Source organism: Terriglobia bacterium (assembly GCA_035712365.1).
Lineage (GTDB): Bacteria > Acidobacteriota > Terriglobia > UBA7540 > UBA7540 > SCRD01.
Window position 1 is genome coordinate 107,464 of the sequence record DASTAW010000020.1, and the last position, 23,297, is coordinate 130,760.

At 57.6% G+C, this 23,297-nt stretch carries 19 protein-coding genes; 13 read left to right on the forward strand and 6 right to left on the reverse strand.

Going from position 1 to position 23,297, the window contains the following annotated elements:
- Positions 1 to 27 precede the first annotated feature (27 nt).
- The 9 genes from VFQ24_05860 (at position 28) to VFQ24_05900 (ending at position 11,188) form a co-directional block, all read left to right on the forward strand.
- Positions 28 to 2,226, forward strand: a complete 2,199-nt coding sequence (locus VFQ24_05860) for an alpha-amylase family protein (protein HET9177868.1) — start codon at positions 28 to 30, stop codon at positions 2,224 to 2,226.
- Positions 2,227 to 2,313: 87 nt separating this feature from the next.
- Positions 2,314 to 3,477, forward strand: coding sequence for a mandelate racemase/muconate lactonizing enzyme family protein (locus tag VFQ24_05865; GenBank protein ID HET9177869.1), 1,164 nt, complete (start codon positions 2,314 to 2,316; stop codon positions 3,475 to 3,477).
- A gap of 71 nt (positions 3,478 to 3,548) precedes the next feature.
- On the forward strand, positions 3,549 to 4,415 hold the full coding sequence (locus tag VFQ24_05870) for a glycoside hydrolase family 16 protein (GenBank protein ID HET9177870.1): 867 nt from the start codon (positions 3,549 to 3,551) through the stop codon (positions 4,413 to 4,415).
- 178 nt (positions 4,416 to 4,593) lie between these two features.
- Positions 4,594 to 5,094: a pantetheine-phosphate adenylyltransferase gene (gene coaD, locus VFQ24_05875; GenBank protein HET9177871.1), complete on the forward strand. Its 501-nt coding sequence runs from the start codon at positions 4,594 to 4,596 to the stop codon at positions 5,092 to 5,094.
- Positions 5,095 to 5,096: 2 nt separating this feature from the next.
- Positions 5,097 to 6,269 carry a pyridoxal phosphate-dependent aminotransferase gene (locus tag VFQ24_05880; GenBank protein HET9177872.1) on the forward strand — a complete coding sequence of 391 codons (1,173 nt, stop codon included), beginning with the start codon at positions 5,097 to 5,099 and terminating at the stop codon, positions 6,267 to 6,269.
- A gap of 144 nt (positions 6,270 to 6,413) precedes the next feature.
- A complete protein-coding gene (locus tag VFQ24_05885; protein HET9177873.1) occupies positions 6,414 to 7,502 on the forward strand; it encodes a type I phosphomannose isomerase catalytic subunit in 1,089 nt (362 codons plus the stop codon).
- A 7-nt stretch (positions 7,503 to 7,509) separates the two neighbouring features.
- Positions 7,510 to 8,619 (forward strand): mannose-1-phosphate guanylyltransferase, encoded by a 1,110-nt coding sequence (locus VFQ24_05890; GenBank protein ID HET9177874.1) that lies wholly within the window; start codon positions 7,510 to 7,512, stop codon positions 8,617 to 8,619.
- The gene (locus tag VFQ24_05895; GenBank protein ID HET9177875.1) at positions 8,549 to 10,060 is read left to right on the forward strand and encodes a phosphoglucomutase/phosphomannomutase family protein; all 1,512 of its coding nucleotides are present in this window, start codon (positions 8,549 to 8,551) and stop codon (positions 10,058 to 10,060) included. Before VFQ24_05890 ends, VFQ24_05895 begins: the two co-directional genes overlap by 71 nt.
- A gap of 24 nt (positions 10,061 to 10,084) precedes the next feature.
- On the forward strand, positions 10,085 to 11,188 hold the full coding sequence (locus tag VFQ24_05900) for a M48 family metallopeptidase (protein ID HET9177876.1): 1,104 nt from the start codon (positions 10,085 to 10,087) through the stop codon (positions 11,186 to 11,188).
- Between the two features lie 87 nt (positions 11,189 to 11,275).
- Here VFQ24_05900 and nusB read toward each other — a convergent pair whose 3' ends face one another.
- The gene (gene nusB, locus VFQ24_05905) at positions 11,276 to 11,698 is read right to left on the reverse strand and encodes a transcription antitermination factor NusB (protein ID HET9177877.1); all 423 of its coding nucleotides are present in this window, start codon (positions 11,696 to 11,698) and stop codon (positions 11,276 to 11,278) included.
- Positions 11,699 to 11,744: 46 nt separating this feature from the next.
- Positions 11,745 to 12,527, reverse strand: a complete 783-nt coding sequence (locus VFQ24_05910) for an enoyl-CoA hydratase-related protein (GenBank protein ID HET9177878.1) — start codon at positions 12,525 to 12,527, stop codon at positions 11,745 to 11,747.
- Positions 12,528 to 12,797: 270 nt separating this feature from the next.
- On the opposite strand from VFQ24_05910, the gene lepA reads away from it, so the two are divergent.
- Genes lepA through VFQ24_05925 form a run of 3 tightly spaced genes read left to right on the forward strand, consistent with a single transcriptional unit; the run spans position 12,798 to position 16,072 of the window.
- Positions 12,798 to 14,600 carry a translation elongation factor 4 gene (gene lepA / locus VFQ24_05915; protein ID HET9177879.1) on the forward strand — a complete coding sequence of 601 codons (1,803 nt, stop codon included), beginning with the start codon at positions 12,798 to 12,800 and terminating at the stop codon, positions 14,598 to 14,600.
- Between the two features lie 32 nt (positions 14,601 to 14,632).
- Complete coding sequence (locus tag VFQ24_05920) at positions 14,633 to 15,589, forward strand: CPBP family intramembrane glutamic endopeptidase (GenBank protein HET9177880.1); 957 nt, start codon at positions 14,633 to 14,635, stop codon at positions 15,587 to 15,589.
- On the forward strand, positions 15,590 to 16,072 hold the full coding sequence (locus VFQ24_05925) for an adenosine-specific kinase (protein ID HET9177881.1): 483 nt from the start codon (positions 15,590 to 15,592) through the stop codon (positions 16,070 to 16,072).
- A 70-nt stretch (positions 16,073 to 16,142) separates the two neighbouring features.
- On the opposite strand, the gene xseA is transcribed toward VFQ24_05925, so the two are convergent.
- Genes xseA through VFQ24_05940 form a run of 3 tightly spaced genes read right to left on the reverse strand, consistent with a single transcriptional unit; the run spans position 16,143 to position 18,940 of the window.
- Positions 16,143 to 17,657 carry an exodeoxyribonuclease VII large subunit gene (gene xseA, locus VFQ24_05930; protein HET9177882.1) on the reverse strand — a complete coding sequence of 505 codons (1,515 nt, stop codon included), beginning with the start codon at positions 17,655 to 17,657 and terminating at the stop codon, positions 16,143 to 16,145.
- Between the two features lie 29 nt (positions 17,658 to 17,686).
- Positions 17,687 to 17,932: a DUF2905 domain-containing protein gene (locus tag VFQ24_05935; protein HET9177883.1), complete on the reverse strand. Its 246-nt coding sequence runs from the start codon at positions 17,930 to 17,932 to the stop codon at positions 17,687 to 17,689.
- Positions 17,933 to 17,953: 21 nt separating this feature from the next.
- Positions 17,954 to 18,940 (reverse strand): ROK family protein, encoded by a 987-nt coding sequence (locus VFQ24_05940; protein HET9177884.1) that lies wholly within the window; start codon positions 18,938 to 18,940, stop codon positions 17,954 to 17,956.
- A 620-nt stretch (positions 18,941 to 19,560) separates the two neighbouring features.
- On the opposite strand from VFQ24_05940, the gene VFQ24_05945 reads away from it, so the two are divergent.
- Entirely contained in the window at positions 19,561 to 21,342 is a 1,782-nt protein-coding gene (locus VFQ24_05945; protein HET9177885.1) for a hypothetical protein, read from the forward strand.
- 214 nt (positions 21,343 to 21,556) lie between these two features.
- On the opposite strand, the gene VFQ24_05950 is transcribed toward VFQ24_05945, so the two are convergent.
- Positions 21,557 to 23,074 (reverse strand): FAD-dependent oxidoreductase, encoded by a 1,518-nt coding sequence (locus tag VFQ24_05950; protein ID HET9177886.1) that lies wholly within the window; start codon positions 23,072 to 23,074, stop codon positions 21,557 to 21,559.
- Between the last annotated feature and the right edge of the window lie 223 nt (positions 23,075 to 23,297).

The following is a 23,297-nucleotide window of genomic DNA, read 5'->3' on the forward strand; positions in this document are numbered from 1 at the left end:
GTGCCATCCAGGCGGAGGCCGGGTTCAATGACCATTGACAGGCGTGACTTTCTGCAGGCGCTGGCAAGCGGCGCGCTGATTTCAAGCAGCGTGGCCGGCGACTCGATCGCCGCCGCTCCGCCGTCCCAAACATCCGGCTGGTACGATCGGCCCATGCGATGGGCGCAGCTTGTCTTTGTTGAAGATGATCCTGGCAATTACGACCGCGAGTTCTGGCTCGACTACTTCCGGCGTATTCACGCGGATGCGGCGTGCCTGAGCGCCGGGGGATGTGTCGCTTTTTATCCAACCGAAATTCCGCTCCATTATCGCAGCAAGTGGCTGGCCGATCGAGATACGTTTGGCGAAATCGTCAAGGGCTGCCGTGCTCTGGGTATGAACGTGATTGCGCGAACGGACGCTCACGCCTGCCATCAGGACATGTACGACGCCCATCCGGATTGGATCATGGTAAACGAGAAGGGCGAGAAGGTGCGTCACTGGTCTGACCGGGACTTCTGGGTGACCTGCGCTCTGGGTCCCTACAATTTCGAATTCATGACTTCCGTGCACACGGAAATAATGAGGCTCTATCGCGTTGATGGGATCTTCACCAATCGATGGGCCGGCTCCGGGATGTGCTACTGCGCTCACTGCCAGGAAAACTTCATTGCGTTCGCCGGAATGGAACTGCCGCGAACGAATAATCCCCAGAATCCCGCGCGGCGGGAATACATTGTTTGGCGTCAGAAAAGGCTGTTCGAGTTGTGGCGTGTGTGGGATGCCGCCATTAAGAGCATCAACCCGGACGCCAGCTTTATCCCGAACGCGGGCGGCGGTGCGCTCAGCGGACTCAATATGAAAACCATTGGCGAAAGGGCGCCGACCTTGTTCGCTGACCGGCAAGGGCGGAGCGGGCTGATGCCGCCCTGGATTAACGGCAAGAACGCAAAGGAATATGGCGCCGCCCTCGGCCGCAAGTCGATTGTCGGCATTTTCAGCGTGGGTCTGGAAGACAAGTACCGCTGGAAGGACTCCGTCCAGAGTGGCAATGAGATCCGGACGTGGGTAGTGGACGGCATGGCGCATAATTTCCGTCCGTGGTTTACAAAATTCAACGCCAAGCCGATTGACAGGCGATGGCTTCCGGTGGTGGAAGAACTTTATAACTGGCACCACCAGAATGAGCGATACCTTCGGAACGAGTCTTCGCTGGCGAGGGTCGCCATGGTTTACTCTCAGCAGACCGCGGCGTTTTATGGAGGCGAGCAGGCGCGCGCCAAAGTCGAGGACCCGTCACTTGGTTTCTACCAGGCCCTGGTCGAAGCGCGCATTCCTTTCGAGATGGTCCACGATGAACTGCTGGATGCCGGGCACCTGGCGGCTTTCCGCACGCTCGTTCTTCCGAACATTGCGGCGCTTTCAGAGAAACAGTGTGACCAGGTCCGGCAATTTGTAAACGGCGGCGGCAATCTGGTGGCCACCTGGGAAACGTCTCTCTATGACGAGTGGGGCGTGCGCAGGGATGATTTCGGCCTGGCATCGCTGTTCGGCACGTCGTTTGCGGGGCGCACCGAAGGGCCGATGCAAAATTCGTATCTGACGCTCGAGAAGGACCCGGCCACTGGCCATTTCCATCCCTTGCTCGCAGGGCTTGAAGACGCGACTCGAATCATCAACGGCGTCAACCGGGTGATTGTGAAGCCGGCGATCGCAGGTTCGTATGCCCCACTGATCGTGGTGCCGTCGTATCCGGACCTTCCCATGGAAGAGGTTTTTCCACGGCCGGACGAAACGAAGGAGGCTGGCGTCTTTATTCGTGAATCCGGGCGTGGCCGCGTGGTGTATTTTCCCTGGGATGTGGACCGCACCTTCTGGGAGGTTCTGAACCCAGACCACGGCAAGCTGCTTCGAAATGCGGTGCGCTGGGCCACCAATGAGGCGCTGCCGGTCACGGTCGAGGGGCCCGGCATAATTGACCTTTCCGTCTGGACACAGACGAACTCCATGACCGTCCATCTGGTGAACCTGACCAACCCCATGATGATGAAAGGACCGGTGCGGGAGATTATTCCAACCCCCCGCCAGCAGGTGCGTGTACGCATCCCCGGGGGCCGCCGGATCGCGAAGGTCCACTTGCTGGTTGCGAAAACAGATGCTGCTTACCGTCAGGATGGCGGCGATGTTCGGCTGGAGGTGCCGTCGGTTGGATTGCACGAAGTAATCGCGGTTGATTTTGAGGCGTAATCTGCTTGACGCAAGGTCAGCTTCGGGGTGAAATGGCACGGTTCGACATTGCCGTGCGGTAAACCGCATGTGGATGAGGAGGCATAGATGAACAGAAGAGACGTGCTGCGTTCGGCGGCGGCGCTGCCGGCGCTCGGGGTGGCATTATCTGCGGCGGCTGAACAGCGGAAAACACTGAAGATTACCGGGCTTGAGACGGATCTGTTGAAACCTCCTCCCGGCCAGCCCGAATATGATGCGCTTCAAACGCTGAACGTGGACAAGGGCGCCGTGGTCCTCCGAATCCACACCGACGCGGGCATCACAGGCTGGGCCAACAGTTCATTCGGCAATCGTGGTGAAGGCGCGCGCGTGGTGCAGTCGATCCTCGAAAACGAAGTCAAACCCGTAATTATGGGAAAGGACCCGGCGTTTCCGCGGGGAATCCGCGCTGAACTGTGGAACGCCATGAACTACCAGGGCGTCACCGGCGTGGCGCAGTTTGCGCTGGCGGCTACCGACATTGCGCTATGGGATATTCTGGGCAAAAATGCGGGCCTGCCCGTCTGTAAAATGCTGGGCGCCTATCGTGACCGGATTCCAGTCTACTCGATGTGCGGCTGGTACTACGACAACGATGAAGACCTTTCGCACTTCAAGCGGCAAGTTTCGGCGGCCATGGAACAGGGCTACAAAGCGGTGAAGATCAAGGTCGGGAAGTACACGCTGGCTGACGATGTCCGGCGAATCCGCATGGCGCTGGACACGATCGGGAAGGGCAAACGGTTGATGGTGGACGCCAACCAGGTGTTCGACCGCTCTGAAGCCTTGTTGAGAGGCAAGGTGTACCAGGAAATGGGTTGTTTCTGGCTGGAAGAGCCGCTCCCGCCGGAAGACATGGAAGGCTTCGCCATCGTGGCCCAGGCGCTCGACATGCGGATCGCCACGGGAGAGAATTTGAACACCAAGTATGCTTTCGCCGATCTCATTGCAAGACGTGGCGCGGACATTGTGCAGCCCGACGATCGCCGGGCCGGCGGCGTGTGCGAGTGGATGGAAATTGCCGCTATCGCTGACGGTTACCACGTGGAGGTGGCCAGCCACGGTGGCGGGCAAACCAACCTGAACATGCTCCTGGCCATGCCCAACGCCATCTATATGGAATCCGGCGGGCCGCAGAAGATGATCGACGGCGAGGTGCTGGGGCCCGAGGCCCCGGGCATGAGCAGCGAAGTGAGCGCCGAGGAAATTCGGAAGTATAAAGTTTCTTGATCCCGCTATGATGGCTCTATTACGAGTCTAGCGCAGCCCGGCAGACTCTACAGGCTCGAGGAGGTACTTGGATGATCACCCGCCGCAGCATACTGAAAGGGGCAATGGCTGCCGCAGGAGTTGCATCCACACGGAAGCTGCTTGCGAGCTCTGCCGAAATTTCGGACGCGCCGCCGGCGGGCTATCGGCTGGTCTGGCAGGATGAATTTAATGCGAACGGGCGGCCTGACCACGCCAACTGGACTTGCGAACACGGCTTCGTGCGCAACGAGGAGTTCCAGTGGTATCAGCCGGAGAACGCGTTCTGCGCGGACGGGAAATTGATCATCGAATCCCGGCGGGAGAAAAAAGCAAACCCAGATTATCACCAGGGCAGCAGCGACTGGCGCAGAAATCGGCGCGCCGCGGATTACACTTCGGCAAGTCTCACCACGCGCGGCATCCATAGCTGGAAGTACGGTTACTTCACCCTGCGCGGCCGGATTGATACGCGCCCGGGCATCTGGCCCGCGTGGTGGACGCTGGGGGTTTCCAGGCGCTGGCCTGCCTGCGGCGAAATTGACATCATGGAATATTACGCCGGACACGTGAACGCCAACGTTGCCTGGGAAGGAGCCGATGGTAAGGCAACCTGGGCCAGCATTTTTAAGCCGATCGCCGACTTTCACGATCAGAGTTGGTCTGACAAGTTCCACCTCTGGGCGATGGAATGGACCCGCGAGTTTATTCATCTGTACCTCGATGGAGCGCTGTTAAATTCGGTGAACCTTCGCCGCACCCGCAACGCGCGCGGGAACGGCTTCAATCCTTTTCACCAGCCCGTCTATATGATCCTGAATCAGGCCATCGGGGGCGAGAGCGGCGGCAATCCGGAACAAACGCGGTTTCCGTCTCGATTTGAAGTGGACTACGTGCGTGCGTATCAGCGGCCAGAGTAATCTTTCCGCTCCGTCAGCGACGCGCCTTTGCGGCCATGAGCAGGAACCTGCGGCAGGCTGTCGCCACCGAGAAACCCGGCCCTGACATTTCATAAAATCTGGTTTACAACATTTGAACGCAACCGCTAAAATGCTCTATTAGTGCAGGGGCGCTGCTGCTGCACGCCTGCTTCGGAACATGTCAAACATTCTCGCGATTTATCCAGGGTCCTTCGACCCATTAACCAACGGCCACTTTGACCTGATCCAGCGAAGCAGCCGGATTTTTGACCATCTGATCGTCGCCCTGCTGACGAACGCGGAAAAGCAACCGCTCTTCAGCGTCGAGGAGCGGGTCGAGATGCTTGAGGAAGTGACGCGGGAAATGAAGAATGTGTCCGTGGACACCTTCAGCGGCCTGCTGGTTGAGTATGCCGTGAAGAAGAAAGCCCGTGCAATCGTTCGGGGCATCCGAGCTTTTTCCGACTACGAGTACGAAATTCAGATGGCCCTGACAAATCGAAAACTTCAGCCGAAGCTGGAAACGCTTTTCCTGATGCCGGCGGAAGAGTATGCCTACATCAGTTCGAGGCTGGTGAAGGAAATTTGCAGGCATGGCGGGTCCATGAAAGGTCTGGTTCCGCCATTGGTGGAAAAACGTTTGAGGAAGAAAGTCGTTTCAACGTTAGACGAGGTTTGACCATGCAACTTTCAGAACGTATTTCGCGCATTTCAGTTTCATCCACTTTGGCCGTTGTCCAGAAGGCCGCCCAGCTCCGGGCGAGCGGCGTGAGCCTGGTCGATTTCGGCGCAGGCGAGCCCGATTTTCCGACTCCTGACAATATCAAGAAGGCGGCCATTGAGGCCATTAATCAGAATTTCACGAAGTACACGCCTACCAGCGGCACCAAGGAATTGAAAGAAGCCATCATCGAGCGCCACGCCAAAGACTTTGGCTCCAACTACAAAGTGGAAGAATGTCTGGTGACCGTGGGCGGGAAGCAGGCCATCTTCGAGGCTGCCGCCGCCACCATCAACCACGGCGACGAAGTGATTCTGCCAGTGCCCTATTGGGTGTCGTACCTCGACATCGTCAACTACGCCGGGGGCAAAGTGGTGCCGCTCGAGACCCGCGAGGCAGACGACTTCCAGGTGCGCGCCTCGAACGTTGAAAAACTGATTACGCCAAAAACGAGACTGATTATCGTGAATTCGCCAAACAACCCGACGGGCGCCGTGATTCCGGACGAGGAGATGGAGAAACTGCTGGCGCTGGCGAAGAGCCGTAACGTCCTCCTGATGTCAGATGAGTGCTATTGCCAGTTCCTTTATGACGGCCGGAAGCCCTTTTCACTAGGGCATTCGGGCGATCGCGACCATCTCATCATCACGGGATCGCTCTCGAAAACCTACGCGATGACGGGATGGCGCGTCGGCTTTGCTCTGGGCGCGAAAAACCTGATGAGCAACATGCTGAACCTGCAGAGCCATTCGACATCCAACACGACATCGATTTCGCAGAAGGCGGCTGTGGAAGCCCTGCGCGGGCCACAGGATTCCGTCCGTACGATGCTGGCCGAGTATCAGAGGCGCCGTGACAAGATTGTCGCCGGCCTGCGGGCGATTCCGGGTGTCACGTGCGCCAACCCCGCCGGCGCGTTTTACGTCTACCCGAACATAGGCGCTTACCTCAAGAAGAACGGTACCGCGGATTGCCAGGCGCTGGTGGACCGCCTGCTGGAAGAAGCGCACGTGGCAGTCGTGCCCGGGCCCGGCTTCGGTACTGACGAACACGTTCGGCTCTCCTATGCCACGTCCATGGAGAATATTGAAGAGGGACTCCAGCGGATGAAAAAGTTTTTCGGCGAAATGTGAGGCTGCGAAAGCCGGAGAGCTCCCTGCGGCAGCGCACGTTAGCGGGGGAACGGCGCTCGATGAAAAAGCCGGCCTTATGCAGAGACGGGCGTGGCTTCACCTCTCACGCACGTGGGGCGCTGCTGTCGCCCTGCGATGATACTTATGCCAAGACTTGACACTCCGCTCAAGCTTTCGCCCATCTTCAAGCCAAAAATCTGGGGAGTGGATAGTCTGGCGCCGCTGTTCGATTGGCCCGAGCCTGCGAAGATCTCGAGTGACCGCGGAGCGTCCGCCCGGCCAGGTGAGGAAACCTTGATTGGCGAGGTATGGATTACTGATGAAAGTTCAGAGATACTGAACGGCCCTGCCGCAGGGCTTACCTTGGGGGAGGCTTCCGCCAGGTACCGTGGTGAATTAAACGGGGTCAACTGGAAGGACCGCCGCTTCCCGATCCTCTCGAAGTACATCTTCACCGGTGACTGGCTTTCGCTCCAGGTGCATCCGGACGACCGCTACGCTCGCAAACACGACCCAGGGAACCTGGGAAAGTGCGAGATGTGGTACATCCTGGACGCGGAGCCGGAGGCGGAAATCCTGCTGGCCATGAAGCCCGGGACGACGCTGGAAATGCTGAGGGACGCCTGCGAACGTGGCAAGAGCAAGGACCTGCTTTACCGGTTTCACCCGAAACGCGGCGAGGCAATTTTTGTGCCGCCTGGTACGGTGCATGCGCTGGGACCGGGATTGGTCCTTTTTGAGGCCGAGGAACATTCCGACATGACCTACCGGCTGGACGATTTTGGTCGGGCTGGCCTCGATGGAAAGCCGCGGCCGCTTCATCTGGATAAAGGGTTCGGGGTAATCAGGCCGGATGCGGAGCCATTACGCAATCTGCCGAGAGCTGTGGTTAGTGAGCCTTTTGGTAGCCACAGATATCTTCTGGGTTGTCAATACTTTGCGGTGGAGGAATTAAAGTTACGGATGACAGCGCATTTTAAGTCCTCGCCGGACCGCGTGGAAACCCTATCCATCGTGGCGGGCAGAGGGCGGGTTGAGAGCGCGACAGGATGGCTGGGATACCAGGCAGGGGACACCTGGGTAATCCCACCCGGAGCGGGGCGGTATCGTCTTGCTCCGGTTGAGAAAACGCGCCTCCTCAAATTTTACGTGCCGAACCTTGACAAGGATTTCAGGCGTCCGCTTTCGCGCCGTGGCAAGGCCGCGCAAGTCAGAAAGATTCTCTTCGACTGAAAGAATCATGGGCAGCACAGAGAAATCGCGGGCCTCACTTTACCATCACGTTTACGTGGTCATCATGGCCGGCGGCAGCGGGACTCGGTTCTGGCCGCTGAGCCGCCGCAGGACTCCCAAGCAGTTGTTGAACCTGTTTGGGGACACAACGCTCCTTGAACAGACGGTCGAACGCGTCAAGGGGATTGTGCCGCCGGAGCGGACCTATATTTTTGCCAATGATATGGTGCGATCCGAAATAGTGCGACTGCTGCCGCATATTCCGGAACGCCAGATCATTGCAGAACCGGCGCAGCGCAACACAGCGCCCACCATCGGCCTGGCCGCCTATGAGATTCTGCGCCGTGACCCGGAAGGCATCATGGTGATATTGCCTGCCGACCACGTGATCCGCAAGCCGGGAGCATTCCGGGCGGCGCTGAAAGCGGGCTGTCGCTGGGCCGCGACGGAAGGCCGCTCGGTGGTCCTGGGAATTCAACCTACGCGCCCGGAAACGGGATACGGGTACATCCGGCTGGGTGGGCTGGCAGAGAACACGGGACAAGAAAAGATCTTTCGCGTGGAAGCCTTCACGGAGAAGCCCGGACTCACGGCCGCTAGACGCTATGTGGCCTCTAAACGCTACTTGTGGAATGCCGGGATGTTCATCTGGAGGGCATCAACGCTCCTTACCCATCTCCGTAGATTTCAGCCGGCGATGGCGGCGAGTCTGGACCGGATCGCCGCGAGAGGAGGCATCGACGGCCCACAAGCACTGAAGCGCCTGTTTCCAAGGCTTGAGAAGATCTCCATTGATTATGCCTTGATGGAAAAGATCGACAACGTATTCGCCGTGGCGGCCGACATGGGCTGGAGTGACGTGGGAAGCTGGGCCGTGGCCTACGACCTGCACGCGAAGGACAGTGACGGGAACGTGCGGCCGGAAGGTTCACTTTGCCTCGATTCCAGAGGAAACATGGTGGTAAACGGCGGGAAATTTGTTGTGACCATCGGCGTGGAAAACCTGGTGATTGTTGAGACAGGCGAAGCGCTGCTAATCTGCGCGCGTGAGCAATCCCAGAAAGTGGGCAAGGCCGTCCAGGAACTCGAACGACAGGGCAGAAAGAATCTGCTGTAGCGCGGAGGTTGTTCTGACCAGAGAGGCTGACCAGATCAAATTCGGGACGGACGGCTGGCGCGGAATTATTGGCGACACATTTACTTTCGAAAACGTGCGCCGTGTGGCGACGGCTGTCGCCCGCTATGTTTGTCAGGAAGGACGGCCTGAGCGCGGCCTGATAGTTGGCTATGACGCACGCTTTCTTTCGCCCGAAGCCGCTCATGTGGCCGCTCACCAGGTCGCGGCGCAAGGGATTCCGGTGCTGCTGGCTGACCGCGTGACTCCGACCCCCGCCGTCAGTTACGCCGTGGTGGCACGGAAGACTGCGGGCGCCCTGATGGTGACGGCGAGTCACAATCCATACGTATGGAATGGAATCAAGCTCAAAGCTCCTTACGGGGGATCAGCCTCTCCGGAGATCATGCAACGGGTTGAGACCTGCGTGCCTGCGGACGACCCGGCGAGGGAGGGGAGTTCAAATAAAGGCGCCGCCAATGTCAAAACGGCCGATCTGGTCAGCCCCTACCTTGACCGTATTAGAACTCTGGTTTCGCTAGATCGCATTCGCGAGAGCGGCAGAAGGTTCGTGATCGATCCGATGTATGGTGCAGCGCGCGGATGCCTGGCGCGGTTGTTTGAAGAGGCCGGCATCAGGTTCATCGAGATCCACGGTGAGCACAATCCGCTGTTTCCTGGAATCAACCCCGAGCCGATTGATCCGCACCTGGCCGACTTGAGCCAGGCCGTTGTGAAAAGCAAATCAGATGCCGGTTTCGCTACGGACGGCGACGCCGATCGCATTGGGGCCGTTGACGCCCAGGGAAACACCGTGGATTCGCACAAGGTGTTTTCTATTTTGCTCAGGCATCTGGTTGCGGAACGCGGGCTGAAAGGTGAAGTGGTCAAAACGGTCTCGACCACCGAGATGGTTGCCAAGATTGCGTCAAAATATGGCCTGCCGCTCCACGTTACTCCCATCGGTTTCAAATACGTCTGTGACCTGATGCTGGCGCGGGACATTCTGATTGGCGGCGAGGAGAGCGGAGGCATTGCGGTCCGCGGACATCTGCCGGAGCGCGATGGCATCCTGAATTCACTTTACCTAGCGGACATCATCGCGCAGCGGGGGAAAAACCTGGGTGAACTGGTCCAGGAACTTCAGGGCGAATTCGGCCCGCACTATTACCGACGCCTGGATCTCGAAATTGACAAGAAAGCGGCGCAGCGCGTGGTGGAGCGGGTACGGCAGGGCAAGCTGAGCTCTGTAGCGAATTTCAAAGTGCTTTCCCTGGATGACCGGGACGGCGTCAAAATGATTCTGGGGAATTCTGAGTGGGTGCTGGTTCGGACCTCCGGGACGGAAAACGTTCTTCGCCTTTACGCCGAGGCGCCTTCGAAGGAGCAGGTGACGGCCCTTCTGGACGCCATCGCGGAGTTTGCGCGCCAGCAATCTCACTAACGGGGAAGTCCGGAAAAGTTGACCATGGATGAAGCTAAGCGTGCCAAAGCGTATCATCGCGCCGGGCGCATTCTGGGGATTGCGGGATTCGCGCTCGATGTTGCGTTGCTGGCTGCTCTGCTTTTTGCTGGCTGGACGATCGGCCTGCGAACCTTCGCGGAAAGCGTGACGCCGCACCCTGCCCTTGCCTTGTTGGTTTACTTCATCCTGTTCGGCCTGATCGTTCAATTACCCGGCGTTCCCCTGAGCTACGCGAAAGGCTACCGGCTGGAGCACCGTTACGGCCTGTCAAACCAGACCCTCTGGAGCTGGGTGAAGGACGAGATAAAGGGCCTGGCAGTGGGAGGCGCGCTGGGCCTGCTCGGAGTTGAATTCGTATACTGGACCATGAGGGATTGGCCGGCCGCGTGGTGGGTGATTTCGGCCACGGCCTTCATTGCGTTTTTCGTCCTGCTGGCCAATCTGGCTCCGGTGCTCCTGTTTCCCATATTTTTCAAGTTCAAGCCGGTGGAAGATGAGAATTTGACCGGACGGCTGCTGGAGCTTTCGCGCCGCGCGGACACACGGGTGCGCGGGGTGTTCGAATGGAAGCTAAGCGAGAAGAGCAAGAAGGCCAACGCCGCGCTGGTAGGGCTGGGGAATACGCGACGCATCATCCTGTCTGACACGCTGCTGGAAAAATTCAGCGCGGACGAAGTTGAAGCCGTTCTTGCACACGAATTCGGGCACCACGTTCGCCACCACATCCTTCGCATGATCCTCGTCCAGGCGCTGACGACATATCTTGGCTTCTATCTAGCCGATGTCTGCCTGCTGGCGTGGGGGAAGACGCTGGGTTTCACGGGCGTGGCGGACTTTGCAAACCTGCCGCTCCTGATTCTGGTTAGCATGGGGCTTTCCTTGCTTCTTCTTCCGTGCGTCAACAGCCACTCGCGCTGGCTGGAAAGGCAAGCGGATGATTACGCGTTGAAGGCCATTCCAAGCACAATGGCATTCATCACCAGCATGGAAAAACTTGCGGAAATCAATCTGGCGGAGCGCCGGCCGGCCGCCTGGATCGAATTCATATTCCATTCCCACCCATCCATTGAAAAGCGCATCGCATACGCCCGAAGCGCTGCGGCTTAGTCGGGACTTCAGTGTCCGCTTCCTCGTCTGGGCGCTTCCGGGAGTATTCCGATAAAGTTTGGAAAACACCCTGCAGTCTCGGAGCGTTCACGCCTTGGGCTGGGGTTGAGGTAATGACTTCCAGATTGCATCCAGAACGCCATTCACAAATTCCACGGAGTCTTCGCTGGCGAAGCGGCGGGCGAGTTCAAGAGCTTCATTGATGACGACCGTGCCCGGAGTTTCCGGGTGGTGAAGTATTTCATGGAGGGCCATCCGGAGAATATTGCGGTCGATTGCGGGCATACGATCTGTTCGCCAGTGCTCGGCATGCTGGGTGATGGTGCGGTCGAGTGTTGAAACTTCGAGGACAGTCCCTTCGAACAGGCTGCGTGCAAAGTTGTCAACGTCTGGCGCGAGATTGCGCCCCTGCAGGAAAGTCTGCACAACATAGGCAGGAGCGTGCTTGCCGACCTCCCACTGAAAAAGCATCTGGAGGGCTAATTCACGAGATTTTGTTCTAGAACCCATCGATAATTTGGGTCTCCGCGCGCTCCGGTGCGACGGTGCAATCTGCCTACTCGCCCGTGAATTTCGCCAGGCGTTTTTCCAGAAATGCGCGCGTTCCTTCTTTCATATCGGTCGTCGCACAGCAGAGTCCGAAAAGGCTGGCCTCGAGTTGCTCTGCCTCTGCTTCTGCCATTTCCAACCCGCGGTTGACAGCTTCAATAGCATAACGGACAGCGATGGGGCCGTTGGCCAGAATTCTCTGGAGCAGATTCTCAGAGGCCGATATCAGCTCAGTTGAGTTTACCACCTTGTTCACGAGCCCGATCAGCCAGGCTTCCTGGGCGCCGATGGGCTCGCCCGAAAGAATCAACTCGAGGGCCCGGCCCTTACCCACCAGGCGCGGCAGGCGTTGCGTTCCGGCGTAGCCGGGAATGATTCCCAGCCTGACCTCCGGCTGGCCGAAGCGCGCGTTCTCTGATGCAATCCGGAAGGTGCATGCCATGGCGAGTTCGCAGCCGCCGCCCAGCGCGAAGCCGTTCACGGCGGCGACAACGGGTTTTCCCAGGCTTTCAATCCTATTCATAAGCGCCTGTCCTTCGAGTGCCTTCTTGCGCGCTTCGATTGGAGTGAGTGCCGCCAGCTCACTGATGTCCGCGCCAGCCACGAAGGCTTTTTTGCCCACGCCGGTCAGGATGACGCCGCGCGCCTCAGGCTCCCTGGCAATCCGGTCAATGCAGTCACTGAGCTCGTGAATGGCTTTGTGGTTGAGAGCGTTGAGCTTTTGCGGCCGGTTAATCGTCACATAGGCGATTGCAGCCCGCGTTTCAAAAAGCAACGTTTCGTAACCCATCCTGGCATACTCCTGAAGATCACAACAACTGTTCGCGGTTTGCAGGGATCATTCGGCGCGGAAGCATGCACTATGCACACCTGACCGATTCCATTCATGTCTATGATAGCAGGAAGACGTGGAGGCTGATCGGCGCTAAATTGACAGAACAGCATCGCTTTGTTAGATTTTCAAAGGGTCCACAATGACAGCTTTAGACAAAAAACCTGCCATCGATGCCACCCCGCGAGTTGTTTAGCTTCCTGTCTGCCAGAGGCAATCACTGACAAGATGACCCAAGCACGTTATATTCGCAATTTTTCGATTGTCGCCCACATTGACCACGGCAAATCCACGCTTGCCGACCGATTACTGGAGTTGACGGGGACGGTTGCTAAGCGGGACATGGAAGCTCAGTTGCTCGACTCGATGGACCTGGAACGAGAGCGGGGCATCACCATCAAGGCCCATTCGGTGCGGCTGAACTACAGGGCGCGGGACGGAAACGAGTATCAGTTAAATCTGATCGATACTCCCGGACATGTCGACTTTTCCTACGAAGTGTCCAGAAGCCTGTCCGCATGCGAAGGGGCATTGCTGGTGATTGACGCCTCCCAGGGAGTTGAGGCCCAGACACTGGCCAACGCGCAGCTCGCGATGAATAACAATCTGGAAATCGTGCCGGTTATCAATAAGATTGACCTGCCCGGAGCAAACATCGAGGAAACCCGGCGGCAGATTGAGCAGACGCTGGCCATCGACTCGAGCGAGGCCCTCCTGATCAGCGCCAAGCAGGGCACTGGGGTCGAGGAAGTGCTGGAAGCAATTGTGGCGAAAATCCCCGCGCCGGCGGGATCTCCGGAAGCTCCTTTGCAGGCCTTGATTTTTGATTCCTGGTTTGACAGCTACCGAGGTGTAGTGGTGCTGGCGCGGGTGGTGCAGGGGACCGTTGTGCCTGGCATGAAGGTCCGCCTCTGGTCCAACAGCCAAACCTATACGGTGGAGCAATTGGGGATCTTGACGCCTTCCGCGGTCCCCGTAGAAAGCTTGCAGGCCGGCGAAGTGGGTTTTGTGATTGCCAACATCAAGCGCGTGTCTGACACGAAGATCGGCGACACGATCACCCAGGACGATCGCCCCGCAGCGGAACCGCTTCCCGGATTCGAGGACATTAAGCCTATGGTGTTCGCGGGGCTTTATCCGGTGGAATCCAGCGAATACGAGTCCCTGCGAGATGCGCTTGAAAAACTGCGATTGAACGATTCATCTCTCTTCTACGAGCCGGAAAACTCCGCGGCGCTCGGTTTCGGCTTCCGGTGCGGCTTCCTGGGCCTGCTCCACATGGAGATTGTCCAGGAACGCTTGGAGCGGGAATTCAAGCTGAACCTGATCACCACGGCGCCGGGCGTCCGCTATCGCGTTACAACAAAAGATGGGAATGTCCATGAAATCGATAACCCCACGCGGTTTCCCGAGCCTAACGAAATTTCCAAAATCGAAGAACCCGTCATTACTGCGATGATCTTGACCCACGACGACTACCTGGGCGGCATTCTGGCGCTGGCGGAGGAAAAACGCGGAATCCAGAAAGGCTTTGAGTACGTCGCGCAGAAGCGCGTGCTGCTGACGTATGAGCTGCCTTTGAACGAAGTTGTCCTGGATTTTTATGACCGGCTCAAATCTGTTTCGCGCGGCTATGCCTCGCTCGATTACCATTTTTCGGGATACTGGGATTCCAATCTGGTTAAAGTTGACCTGCTGGTGGCTGGCGAGCCGGTCGATGCGCTCTCGTTTGTCTGCCATCGCGATCACGCCCAGCCACGGGCGCGCACACTCTGTGAGCGAATGCGAAAACTGATCCCTCGCCAGCTTTTCGAAGTAGCCATACAGGCTTCCATCGGCTCCAAGATTATCGCCCGTGAAAACGTTCCCGCCATGCGAAAGAACGTGCTGGCCAAGTGCTACGGCGGTGACATCACGCGCAAGCGCAAGCTCCTCGAAAAGCAGAAAGAAGGGAAGCGCCGTATGAAGCGCGTCGGTAAAGTGGACATCCCTCAGGAAGCTTTCCTTGCGGTCCTGCGCGTCAATGAATAGAATCTTCCTGCTTAACCTCATGCGAGGTCCCGGTGCTCACAAGTATCTTTAGAGGCCCCGACGGCGTTCGGTCGGGCTGGCGGCTGCTGATTTTTATTGCTCTGGCAGCGGTTCCTTTCGTCACCATCCAAGTTCTGTTGGCGGCTGGCGGATTTCGGCCGGATATTGTACACGAGCTGCCGCCGACGGTGATTCTGGTGGGCGAAGGCCTGGAGTTTCTTTGCCCACTTTTTGCGGCCTGGGTGATGAGCCACTTGGAGGACAGGGCGTTCAGTGATTATGGATTGCCAGGTCGGGGAGCCTTTGGACGCAACTTCTGGGTGGGGGCGGGCATCGGGCTGATCGCTTTGTCGGTCCTGCTGGTCGGAATTCGGGTCGGCCACGGTTTTTATTTCGGCAGCGTTGCCCTCCACGCGCGTGGAGCGTTTTACTTCGGCGTGATGTGGGCCGTCGCATTTCTTGTGGTTGGCTTCGCGGAAGAATTTTTGTTTCGCGGCTATGCGCTGACTACACTTACTGACGGAATCGGGTTCTGGCCTGCGGCGATCGTGCTCTCGGCTATATTTGGCGCTGTCCACCTTTCAAATCTTCGCGAGAACCCGACGGGAGCTCTATCGGCCGGGCTGGTCGGACTGCTGTTCTGCTTCAGCCTTCACCGAACAGGGAGCCTGTGGTTTGCGATCGGGTTCCACGCCGCCTGGGATTATGGCCAGAGCTTTATCTATTCGGTCCCGAACAGCGGTGTGCTGGCCCAGGGACACTTGCTGAATTCTCACTTGAATTCCGGTGCTCCGGCCTGGCTGACGGGCGGGGCTGTGGGGCCTGAAGGTAGCGTGTTCGTCTTCATCGTACTGGCGATGATATTCATTCTGATCGACCGGATGTATCCTGAAGTCAGGTTTCCCTCGCGTGTTGTCGCCGCTGAGCAGATTCCGCCAGGGGCAGGCGCGGTTTCAAGCGTGCCCGAGACTGCCCCAGGGAGGGACTGAATGGAACTGAAAATCGTAAAGATCGACAAGCCTGGCGACATGAACTTTATCCTCGGGCAGTCCCACTTTATTAAAACCGTCGAGGACCTGTATGAGGCGCTTGTCCAGACAGTCCCTGAAATTAAGTTCGGTATCGGATTCTGCGAGTCGTCCGGCCCGGCGCTGGTGCGCTGGGCGGGCAACGACCTGAACCTGGTCCGGCTGGCCCAGGAGAACGCCTTTGCCCTTTCCTGCGGGCATTCGTTCATCATCTTCATGGAAAAGGCTTACCCCATCAACATCCTCAATGTGGTGAAGAACGTGCCTGAGGTCTGCCGGATTTTTTGTGCTACTGCGAATCCCGTAGAAGTGATTGTGGCTGAAACAGAGCAGGGGCGCGGCATTCTGGGCGTGATCGACGGCGCCAAGCCCAAGGGCATCGAAACCGAAGCCGACATCAAGGCGCGCAAAGAATTTCTGCGGAAGATTGGCTACAAGTTGTAGGTCTCCAAGGGAATTCTGAGATTGCCGGAGCGTACCTGCGATGTCCCTGCCGGCCTGATCGTTTTGAGCCCTATTTTCTCTTCTCGCTTACCGTCGCTCCAAGCTCTCCACCCGCCAGACGAATTGATAGCTGATCTCCAACGTTAACAGCGGCGGCGTCGCGGACGATCCTGTTTTCGGTGTCGCGCGTAATCGAATAGCCGCGGTTCAGGATGGTGAGCGGGCTGCGCTCTTCAAGCAGTGAGTGATAATGTTCCAGAAGGTGGCGGCGCTCAGTAACGATTCGGCCTATCCTGCCTTGAAGTTCCATGTCTCGTTGATGAACTGACGCAAGCCGCAGCCGCAGCGTTCCACGGAGGTTATTGCGCAGAACGCCGGAGGAAGCGTCCATCCAGGCAATCTGACTGGCGTGCAACCGCTCTCCGATCATCATGCTCAGTTCAGTTTCCACCCTGCCCAGCCGGGATTTGCTCCGCTGGATTTCGATCCATCGGATTTCCAGCAGCCGCGTGGGCTCGAATCGAAGCAGGCGGGCTGTGAGTTCGAGGAACTGCCCCCGCGCCGCCTCCAGCCTGCCGCGAAGCGACCGTTCCATTTCACCCAGGAACTCATCGATCCGCTGGCTGCGTTCCTGGACCCGCGCTGGGAATTGTTGGATCGCGCGGTGCATGCGAAGCTCTGCCAATTCGCCCCGCGCTTCGGAAATCCTGAGCCGGATGTTCTGGGACATGTGTCGAACGCGATTTGCAAGCTCAAGTATAAAATCTTCTCTGCGGTGGACCACCATTTCAGCGGCGGCAGAGGGCGTGGGCGCGCGCAGATCGGCGACGAAATCGGAAATGGTGAAGTCGGTTTCGTGCCCGACAGCAGAAATGACCGGGACCTTTGAAGCGGCAATGGCGCGTGCAACGATCTCCTCATTAAAGGGCCACAGATCTTCCATCGATCCCCCGCCGCGGCCGACGATGAGCACCTCAACCAGGGGATGCTGGTTGAAGTATTCGATACCTTCCACGATCTCTCCCGCTGCAGGCGCACCCTGGACCGCTGCCGGGTAAAGGAAAATGCTCATGTTCGGGAAACGGCGCTTGAGCACACGCAGGATATCGCGAATCGCTGCGCCGCTGGGCGACGTTACAATACCAATGGCCCGCGGGAGCACAGGCAGGGGCTTTTTACGAGCCTGGTCGAAAATCCCCTCGGCGGCCAACCGCTGCCTCAGTTGCTCAAAGGCAAGCTGAAGGGCTCCCACGCCCGCCGGTTCAAGATATTCGACAGAGAGTTGATATTCGCCGCGTGCCTCATAAACGCCCAGGTGTCCTCTGGCAATGACGGCAAGGCCATCCTGCGGCCTAAATTTGAGATAACGCGCCTGGTTCCGAAAACATACGGCTTTGAGCTGCGCGGACGCATCTTTCAAGGTGAAGTAGCAGTGCCCTGATGGGGCTGCCCGGAAATTTGACACCTCACCCGTAACCCAAACGTCTGGATAGCTCGTCTCGAGCAGGTTTTTGACCGCAAAACTGAGCTCTGCGACGGTATAAATCTTCCTCTGCGGCACCAGGTTCAGCGGGATTTGGCTCATCTTCTCCTCGGGCGGGGGTTGTTCCTATGCTAATGACGCATGAAACGGGAAATCAACCACAAGATCAAAGTGACCACCGCACTCACTAGAATGCAGGTGGTCAACGGGAAATAAAAGCTTGTGTGCTTGCCCTTGTAACGGAAGTCGCCTGGAAGGTGCCCAAGTCCAAGCGCGGAAAACTTTGGGGCCAGCATGAACAGCAGCCCAAGGACAACAAGCACGCCGCCCAGGATCACCAGCGCTTTTCCAATGTCGCCAGGGAGTCCAGAGTTCATCGCGGTCCTGCACAGAAAGGGCTAGTCTTTCTCGGCTTCTTCGCCTTCCTGCAAGAACAGGCTGGCGGCGCCGAAGACGCCCACGTCCTTTTGGAGCTTGGCGGGCAACACGGGCGTATTTTTTGCCTGACGATTAACAGTGTAATGGGGAATCGTTTTACGGATCATATCGAACAGTGGCTTGCCGATTCGGGAAACTCCTCCCCCGATGACTATGGCGTCGGGATCCAGCAGGGTGATCATCGACGCCAGCCACACTCCGAGGAGATAGCCTGTCTCTTCGACGATCGCCTTGGCCACTCCATCGCCTGTAGCGGCGCACTCCGCGATTATTTCCGGCGTAAGCCGGCGGAGATCGTTCTGGGTCCGTTCGCGCAGCAGGCTCTGGACCGTATGTTCCTGCTCCAGTCTCACGATGGTCCGCCGGACGATGGCAGGACCAGCCGTGAGCGCCTCAACATCACCCGGAGTCCCGCAACCGCAGATATACGGGCTGCGGTAGTCAATGGTGACGTGGCCTCCCTCCGCAGCAAAGCCATTCTTGCCGTGATAGATCTTCTTGTTGATGATGATTCCAGTACCCACACCGGTTGAAACAGTGACGTAAAAGACGTCGGTATACCCAACTGCAGCCCCGAACAACACCTCTGCCAATCCTGCGGCGTTCGCATCGTTTTCAAGGCGGGTAGGGACCTGGAATTCCTTCTCCACGCGTTCGGCAACAGGGATATTGACCCAGCCAGGCAGATTGGGGGGGTTAATCACCATTCCAGTGCGCGGGTTCAGCGGGCCAGGGCAACAGATCCCGATTCCTTTGATGTGATCGGGGCCGCCTGCCTGATTGAGCAGCCGCTTAATGAGGGTTAGTACCTGGCTGAAGCTGACCTCGAACCCGTCGCCGGCCTTGGTAGGGAGAGTAACCGCTCTGGCGAGCCGACACTTCCTGTCCACCAAACCCCCAGCGACTTTTGTTCCGCCAATATCAATTCCAATGATCATCTTGTCCATAGAGGAGAACCCCGAAATGGCGACTGAAGTAACACGCCTTTTAGTATTCGCTGCTCCATTGTACCTCATCCTAAACCAGTGGTGTATCGAGGGTTGGGAGCAAAATCCAGAGCCAGGCGCCTGGGGGCCAGCGTCTGCAACTCCGTGTGGTCCAAGCGGGACTGCCGCCTTACGCTGGCTCGTTGCTTGCAGTAAAACGACACGGTGACGGAATTTTTGATCTGCCGGTTGCACTATAGTAGGGATGCCTCTCGAGGATATGCATGGGCGGCTTTATTGCTTGGGAGCATTAACCGGCCGGCAGGGATTTCAGTATTGGACGCTGAGTAATTAACTACCGAAAAAATAGGGAAGATAACCTATTGTGCAGTTCCTAAACCTCCGGTAACATGCGGGGCATACGACTGGCTTTCAGCTTCGCGTTGACCGATGGTAACTGGGTCCACCGGATGATGCGGACGAATCAAAGCTCTGGGATGCAGGGGGGATTCCGAGAGATTATTCTCTTACTCTATACAGCGACGGGCTGCGCATCGCCATCAGTGGGAATTGTGGCAGCGCCAAAACGGAAGCTCACTCGCCGAAGAGCTACGTACGTTTCGGAATGGAGGGATACTGGCATGATCTTCAAACAGGCGTCCGACACAAAAGAGGTTGACCGCCCTTGGCAGGCGGATATTGACCGATTGCAGCAAACTCTTCAGGAAGTGCTCTCAACCGTATCGAGCATCCCGAGCGTGGAACTTTCAGGAGGAACGCCTGATTCTCACACCTCCGAAAGTGTACATCCCCCGCCGGATTGCACGACCCTTAAGGACCGCATCCGCGATGACCTTGAGACGTTTGCCACCACGACTGCCGCTGAAATGGCCCGCCTGGCGGAAAGGCAGACTCGCCTTGCCCTGGAGGCAATCCGTTCCGAGGCAAGCGGGCAGGTGGACCAGGTGGCGAGGGAGCTTCGAGAGAAACTGGAGGGACAGTTCGAGCCGGGTCATTTTGACCTCGGCATTACGCAGCAAACGCAGGACCGCGTTGCCGAACTCGTTCAGAGACGGACCGACGAGTTTGCCCGCTGGGTCTGGCTGATGTGCAAGGGGACCGGGACCTCTATCCCGGTGCAGATCGAGAAACTGATGGAACCTTATGTCGAGGAAGCGACGGGCCGATTTCTGGAATCCTTTCGGCAGCGGTTTGACACCCAGCTTTCAGAACTGGGGCAGAAAGCGCAGGAACGGCTTCAGGCGCCTTCGAGCCTGCTGGAACAGCGGATCAATGAGCTGGAACAGACTGCCAACACGATCTGCCAGCAAAGCGCCGAATCGATTGCTGGAGCGGCGGCGGGCCGCGTGAATAGCATGGCTAACGACGCTGCAAATAACTTTGAAAAGAGAATACGGGAACAGTTGGAAGGTGATCTTCTCGAATTCCGGGGCCGGTTGGAAAAAACGGCGGAGTCCTTGCAGCAAAGCATGCAGATGAGAGAGGAGCAGAAGACCAACGATCTTGATGGAAGGATTGCGAACCTGGAAGCCGAGATTGAAAACAAGGTCTTATTTCAAATCGGAGGGCGCATCGAACAGACTGCGGCCAACGCGATCGAATCCTCTATTCAGCACCTGCACCAGCAGGCGGGTGACACTCTCGATCATTCCAAAGAGGAACTGAAAAGTTTTTTGCAATCACAGATGGAGGAGGCTCGTGCGACCATTCATCAACTGGCCGAGTCTGTGAATGAGAAGCTGTCGCAGGAAGCGGAGCAACGGACCGATCTTCTCAAAAAATTGGACCAGGAGATCGCCGGTATGCGGGACAGAAATATCGCTGTCTCGAAGGACCAGCTTTCTGCAATGGTCCAGGTCACTTTGGAAATGATGAAAGATCGGATCACTCAGATTTCCACCGAGCAAGTCGAAGAAATAGACAAGTTACTCCGCGGATGCCGGGAGAAAGAAACCTCACAGTACGAATCGCAATTGCGGGAAATCAAGGACAGTTGGCAGGAAAACCTTTTACAGCGTCTTCAGGGGGAGGCCGAGGGGGCGGCCGCTAAAGTTGCGGCTGAGGTTAAGGCCAATGCGGAGTCAGTAATGCAGGAATTCTCGGATAAAGTTGACGCATCCGCGTTGCTGCTCAGAAGTGAGACGGTCCAGGCAACGGCGCGGATTGAATCGACGGTCAAGAATTCAGTTGATGCTTACGAAAAGCAAATTGCCGACATTGCCGACGGCCGGCTCGAAGAGCACCGCCGGGTCATCCGCAAGAGCCTGTCCGACCTGCAGGCGCGTCTGGAGAGGTCTGCTCAAATCCTGCGGCAAGAAATTGCCGGCCCACTTGGATCTGAGGCAAAGGAGCCATCGTCGCCTGAAGGGACCGAACCGCCGAAGGCGCAGTCCGCTTTCTGAGGGTTGGCGGCGGCCCGTTTCGCGGCAATGGTTTGGTGCCGTATCATCAGGCTTATCGGTTTCAGGGCTTGATCGGCAGGCGGCCTTCGCCCTCTGATTTGTCGTGTTTCTGGACTGTACTTTGTTACCGACGTTCTTTTCAGAAGTCGCGTTCGCGGGTGCGCCGGCGCCGAGCCGTCTTTTTCCCAGTGCCGACTTATGCCGGAAGCTGGAGTTAATCCTGGTCAATCGCTTCCGCGACGCGGCGGGCTGAGCGCGTTCCGGCTTCCTGGCCCCAGTTCAAGTTGTCTGCGTAGGCTCCCGCGAAATGGACACGGCCAACCGGCTCGATGATGCTGGGCCAAATCTTCATCAGTTCACCAGGAGAGTATGAGACCGTTTCGCACGCCATGGCCCAGGGATCCTTGGCCCAGTTGTGTACGATAAGCTTCTCGATTTCTCCTGATCTTCCTGGATACAGATTGTTGAAGGCGGTAAGAGCGCCCTCGCGCGAGGTGCTTGCTTCAGCCCAGCCCATTAGCGCCGTGCGGGTGGTATGAACTTCTTCCGCGATCCGCCAGAGCAGTTCCAGGCTGGGGTCGGGAGTTTCCCAGTTAATGCTGCGGCCGTCGTTTTCCCAGAACGGCGTTTTCGCCTGAAAGACCAGGCGCGCTACGGAATAATAAGGCACACGATTGATCGCGAATGTTTTCGATTCGGGCCAGGCTGGCTTGACGGGAATAATCCGGAGCATCACTGCTGACATGCAGCAGACCAGGTAATCGCCCTCCATTTGTTTTTCCTGGTCGGACTCTCGGAACGTGACACGCACTCCTTTGTCGCTGTGCTCGATTCCAGTGAGCGGCGCATTCAGCCGGACGCGATCGCCAAGCTTTGAGGCAAGCGTATCGGGCATCACCTGATTGCCGCCTTTCAGACGGTAAACGTCGGGCGGGGCCAGAGGCACGCCGCGTAAATTCAAGATTGCGGCATGCCAGATGAAATGAAGGGCCGAGGCATTGGTGTCCCCGATAGTGCGAATTGCCTGGTCCGAGGCGCCATTTTCCCGAAGCAGGTCTCCCAGCTTTGTCTGGTCCAGGTGATTCAGTCCCGCTTCGTAAGGCTTGTACTCGTCTTTGAATTTCTCGAGATATGGGCGAAAGTACAGCATTGGGAGGTTCCACCATGCGTTCGTTGCAAGGAAGTCAACTTCTCGCTGGTTGAATCCCATTTTGCTGAGGAAGGCGCGGGCATGGAGGTCCTCCTCCGTGCGAAACTTGCCCTCAATAAACCGAACCAGGCCCATGCGTCGAGGGTAGTAAAGATAGGGCAGGTCAAACTCTTTCACGTACCCCCAGTAAAGGTCGTAACCTGGTTTTGTGAATTGTTCGGCGCCAAGATCCGCATAAAGGCCATCGGAAAGCCCCTCATGAAGAGTACGAACATGCCCGCCGGCGCGCCCGGCCGCTTCAAGAACAACGACATCATGACCTCGTTTCATCAACTCGTAACCGCATGACAGTCCGGTGATTCCGCCTCCCGCGATAACGACTTTTTTCGGCCGCGCCGTTTGAGGACGAGCAGCACTGAGTGGCGCTGCCAATCCCCCGGCGAGGACCGTTGCGCCCATCTTGAGTACGTCGCGGCGATGAATAGTGTGCGGCGAAGATGACTCCGCCGTGCGGGAATGGAGTTGATTCAGCCGGGTGCTGCCAGAGCGTTCCGCGTTTGCATCCCGATCTTCAGTAGCCATCAAGGTTCTCCTTAAGAACTTTGGCGGTCCGTTTAGCGTCCATCCAAGCCAATTCGGCCCGAGTTCGTTTTGTTTCCTTCAGCGTGCGAAAGCTTCTTCTTTATATCCAAATTCTGTGTTCGTCAAGGCAAGAAATGAGATCCTCCACCCAAACGAGGGGCGAAGACAGTGGGCTGGCTGGTATTCAGCCGGTCCGTTGTAGCAGTCCCAAGCAGTTACAGTG

Coding starts and splice junctions, on each gene's coding strand:
- VFQ24_05870 (HET9177870.1), top strand. CDS start 3,549: ATGATCACCCGCCGCAGCATACTGAAAGGGGCAATGGCTGCCGCAGGA.
- VFQ24_05910 (HET9177878.1), bottom strand. CDS start 12,527: ATGGGTTACGAAACGTTGCTTTTTGAAACGCGGGCTGCAATCGCCTAT.
- VFQ24_05890 (HET9177874.1), top strand. CDS start 7,510: ATGGGCAGCACAGAGAAATCGCGGGCCTCACTTTACCATCACGTTTAC.
- VFQ24_05925 (HET9177881.1), top strand. CDS start 15,590: ATGGAACTGAAAATCGTAAAGATCGACAAGCCTGGCGACATGAACTTT.
- coaD (HET9177871.1), top strand. CDS start 4,594: ATGTCAAACATTCTCGCGATTTATCCAGGGTCCTTCGACCCATTAACC.
- VFQ24_05945 (HET9177885.1), top strand. CDS start 19,561: ATGATCTTCAAACAGGCGTCCGACACAAAAGAGGTTGACCGCCCTTGG.
- VFQ24_05940 (HET9177884.1), bottom strand. CDS start 18,940: ATGGACAAGATGATCATTGGAATTGATATTGGCGGAACAAAAGTCGCT.
- VFQ24_05950 (HET9177886.1), bottom strand. CDS start 23,074: ATGGCTACTGAAGATCGGGATGCAAACGCGGAACGCTCTGGCAGCACC.
- VFQ24_05885 (HET9177873.1), top strand. CDS start 6,414: ATGCCAAGACTTGACACTCCGCTCAAGCTTTCGCCCATCTTCAAGCCA.
- xseA (HET9177882.1), bottom strand. CDS start 17,657: ATGAGCCAAATCCCGCTGAACCTGGTGCCGCAGAGGAAGATTTATACC.
- VFQ24_05865 (HET9177869.1), top strand. CDS start 2,314: ATGAACAGAAGAGACGTGCTGCGTTCGGCGGCGGCGCTGCCGGCGCTC.
- VFQ24_05880 (HET9177872.1), top strand. CDS start 5,097: ATGCAACTTTCAGAACGTATTTCGCGCATTTCAGTTTCATCCACTTTG.
- nusB (HET9177877.1), bottom strand. CDS start 11,698: ATGGGTTCTAGAACAAAATCTCGTGAATTAGCCCTCCAGATGCTTTTT.
- VFQ24_05935 (HET9177883.1), bottom strand. CDS start 17,932: ATGAACTCTGGACTCCCTGGCGACATTGGAAAAGCGCTGGTGATCCTG.
- VFQ24_05900 (HET9177876.1), top strand. CDS start 10,085: ATGGATGAAGCTAAGCGTGCCAAAGCGTATCATCGCGCCGGGCGCATT.
- lepA (HET9177879.1), top strand. CDS start 12,798: ATGACCCAAGCACGTTATATTCGCAATTTTTCGATTGTCGCCCACATT.
- VFQ24_05860 (HET9177868.1), top strand. CDS start 28: ATGACCATTGACAGGCGTGACTTTCTGCAGGCGCTGGCAAGCGGCGCG.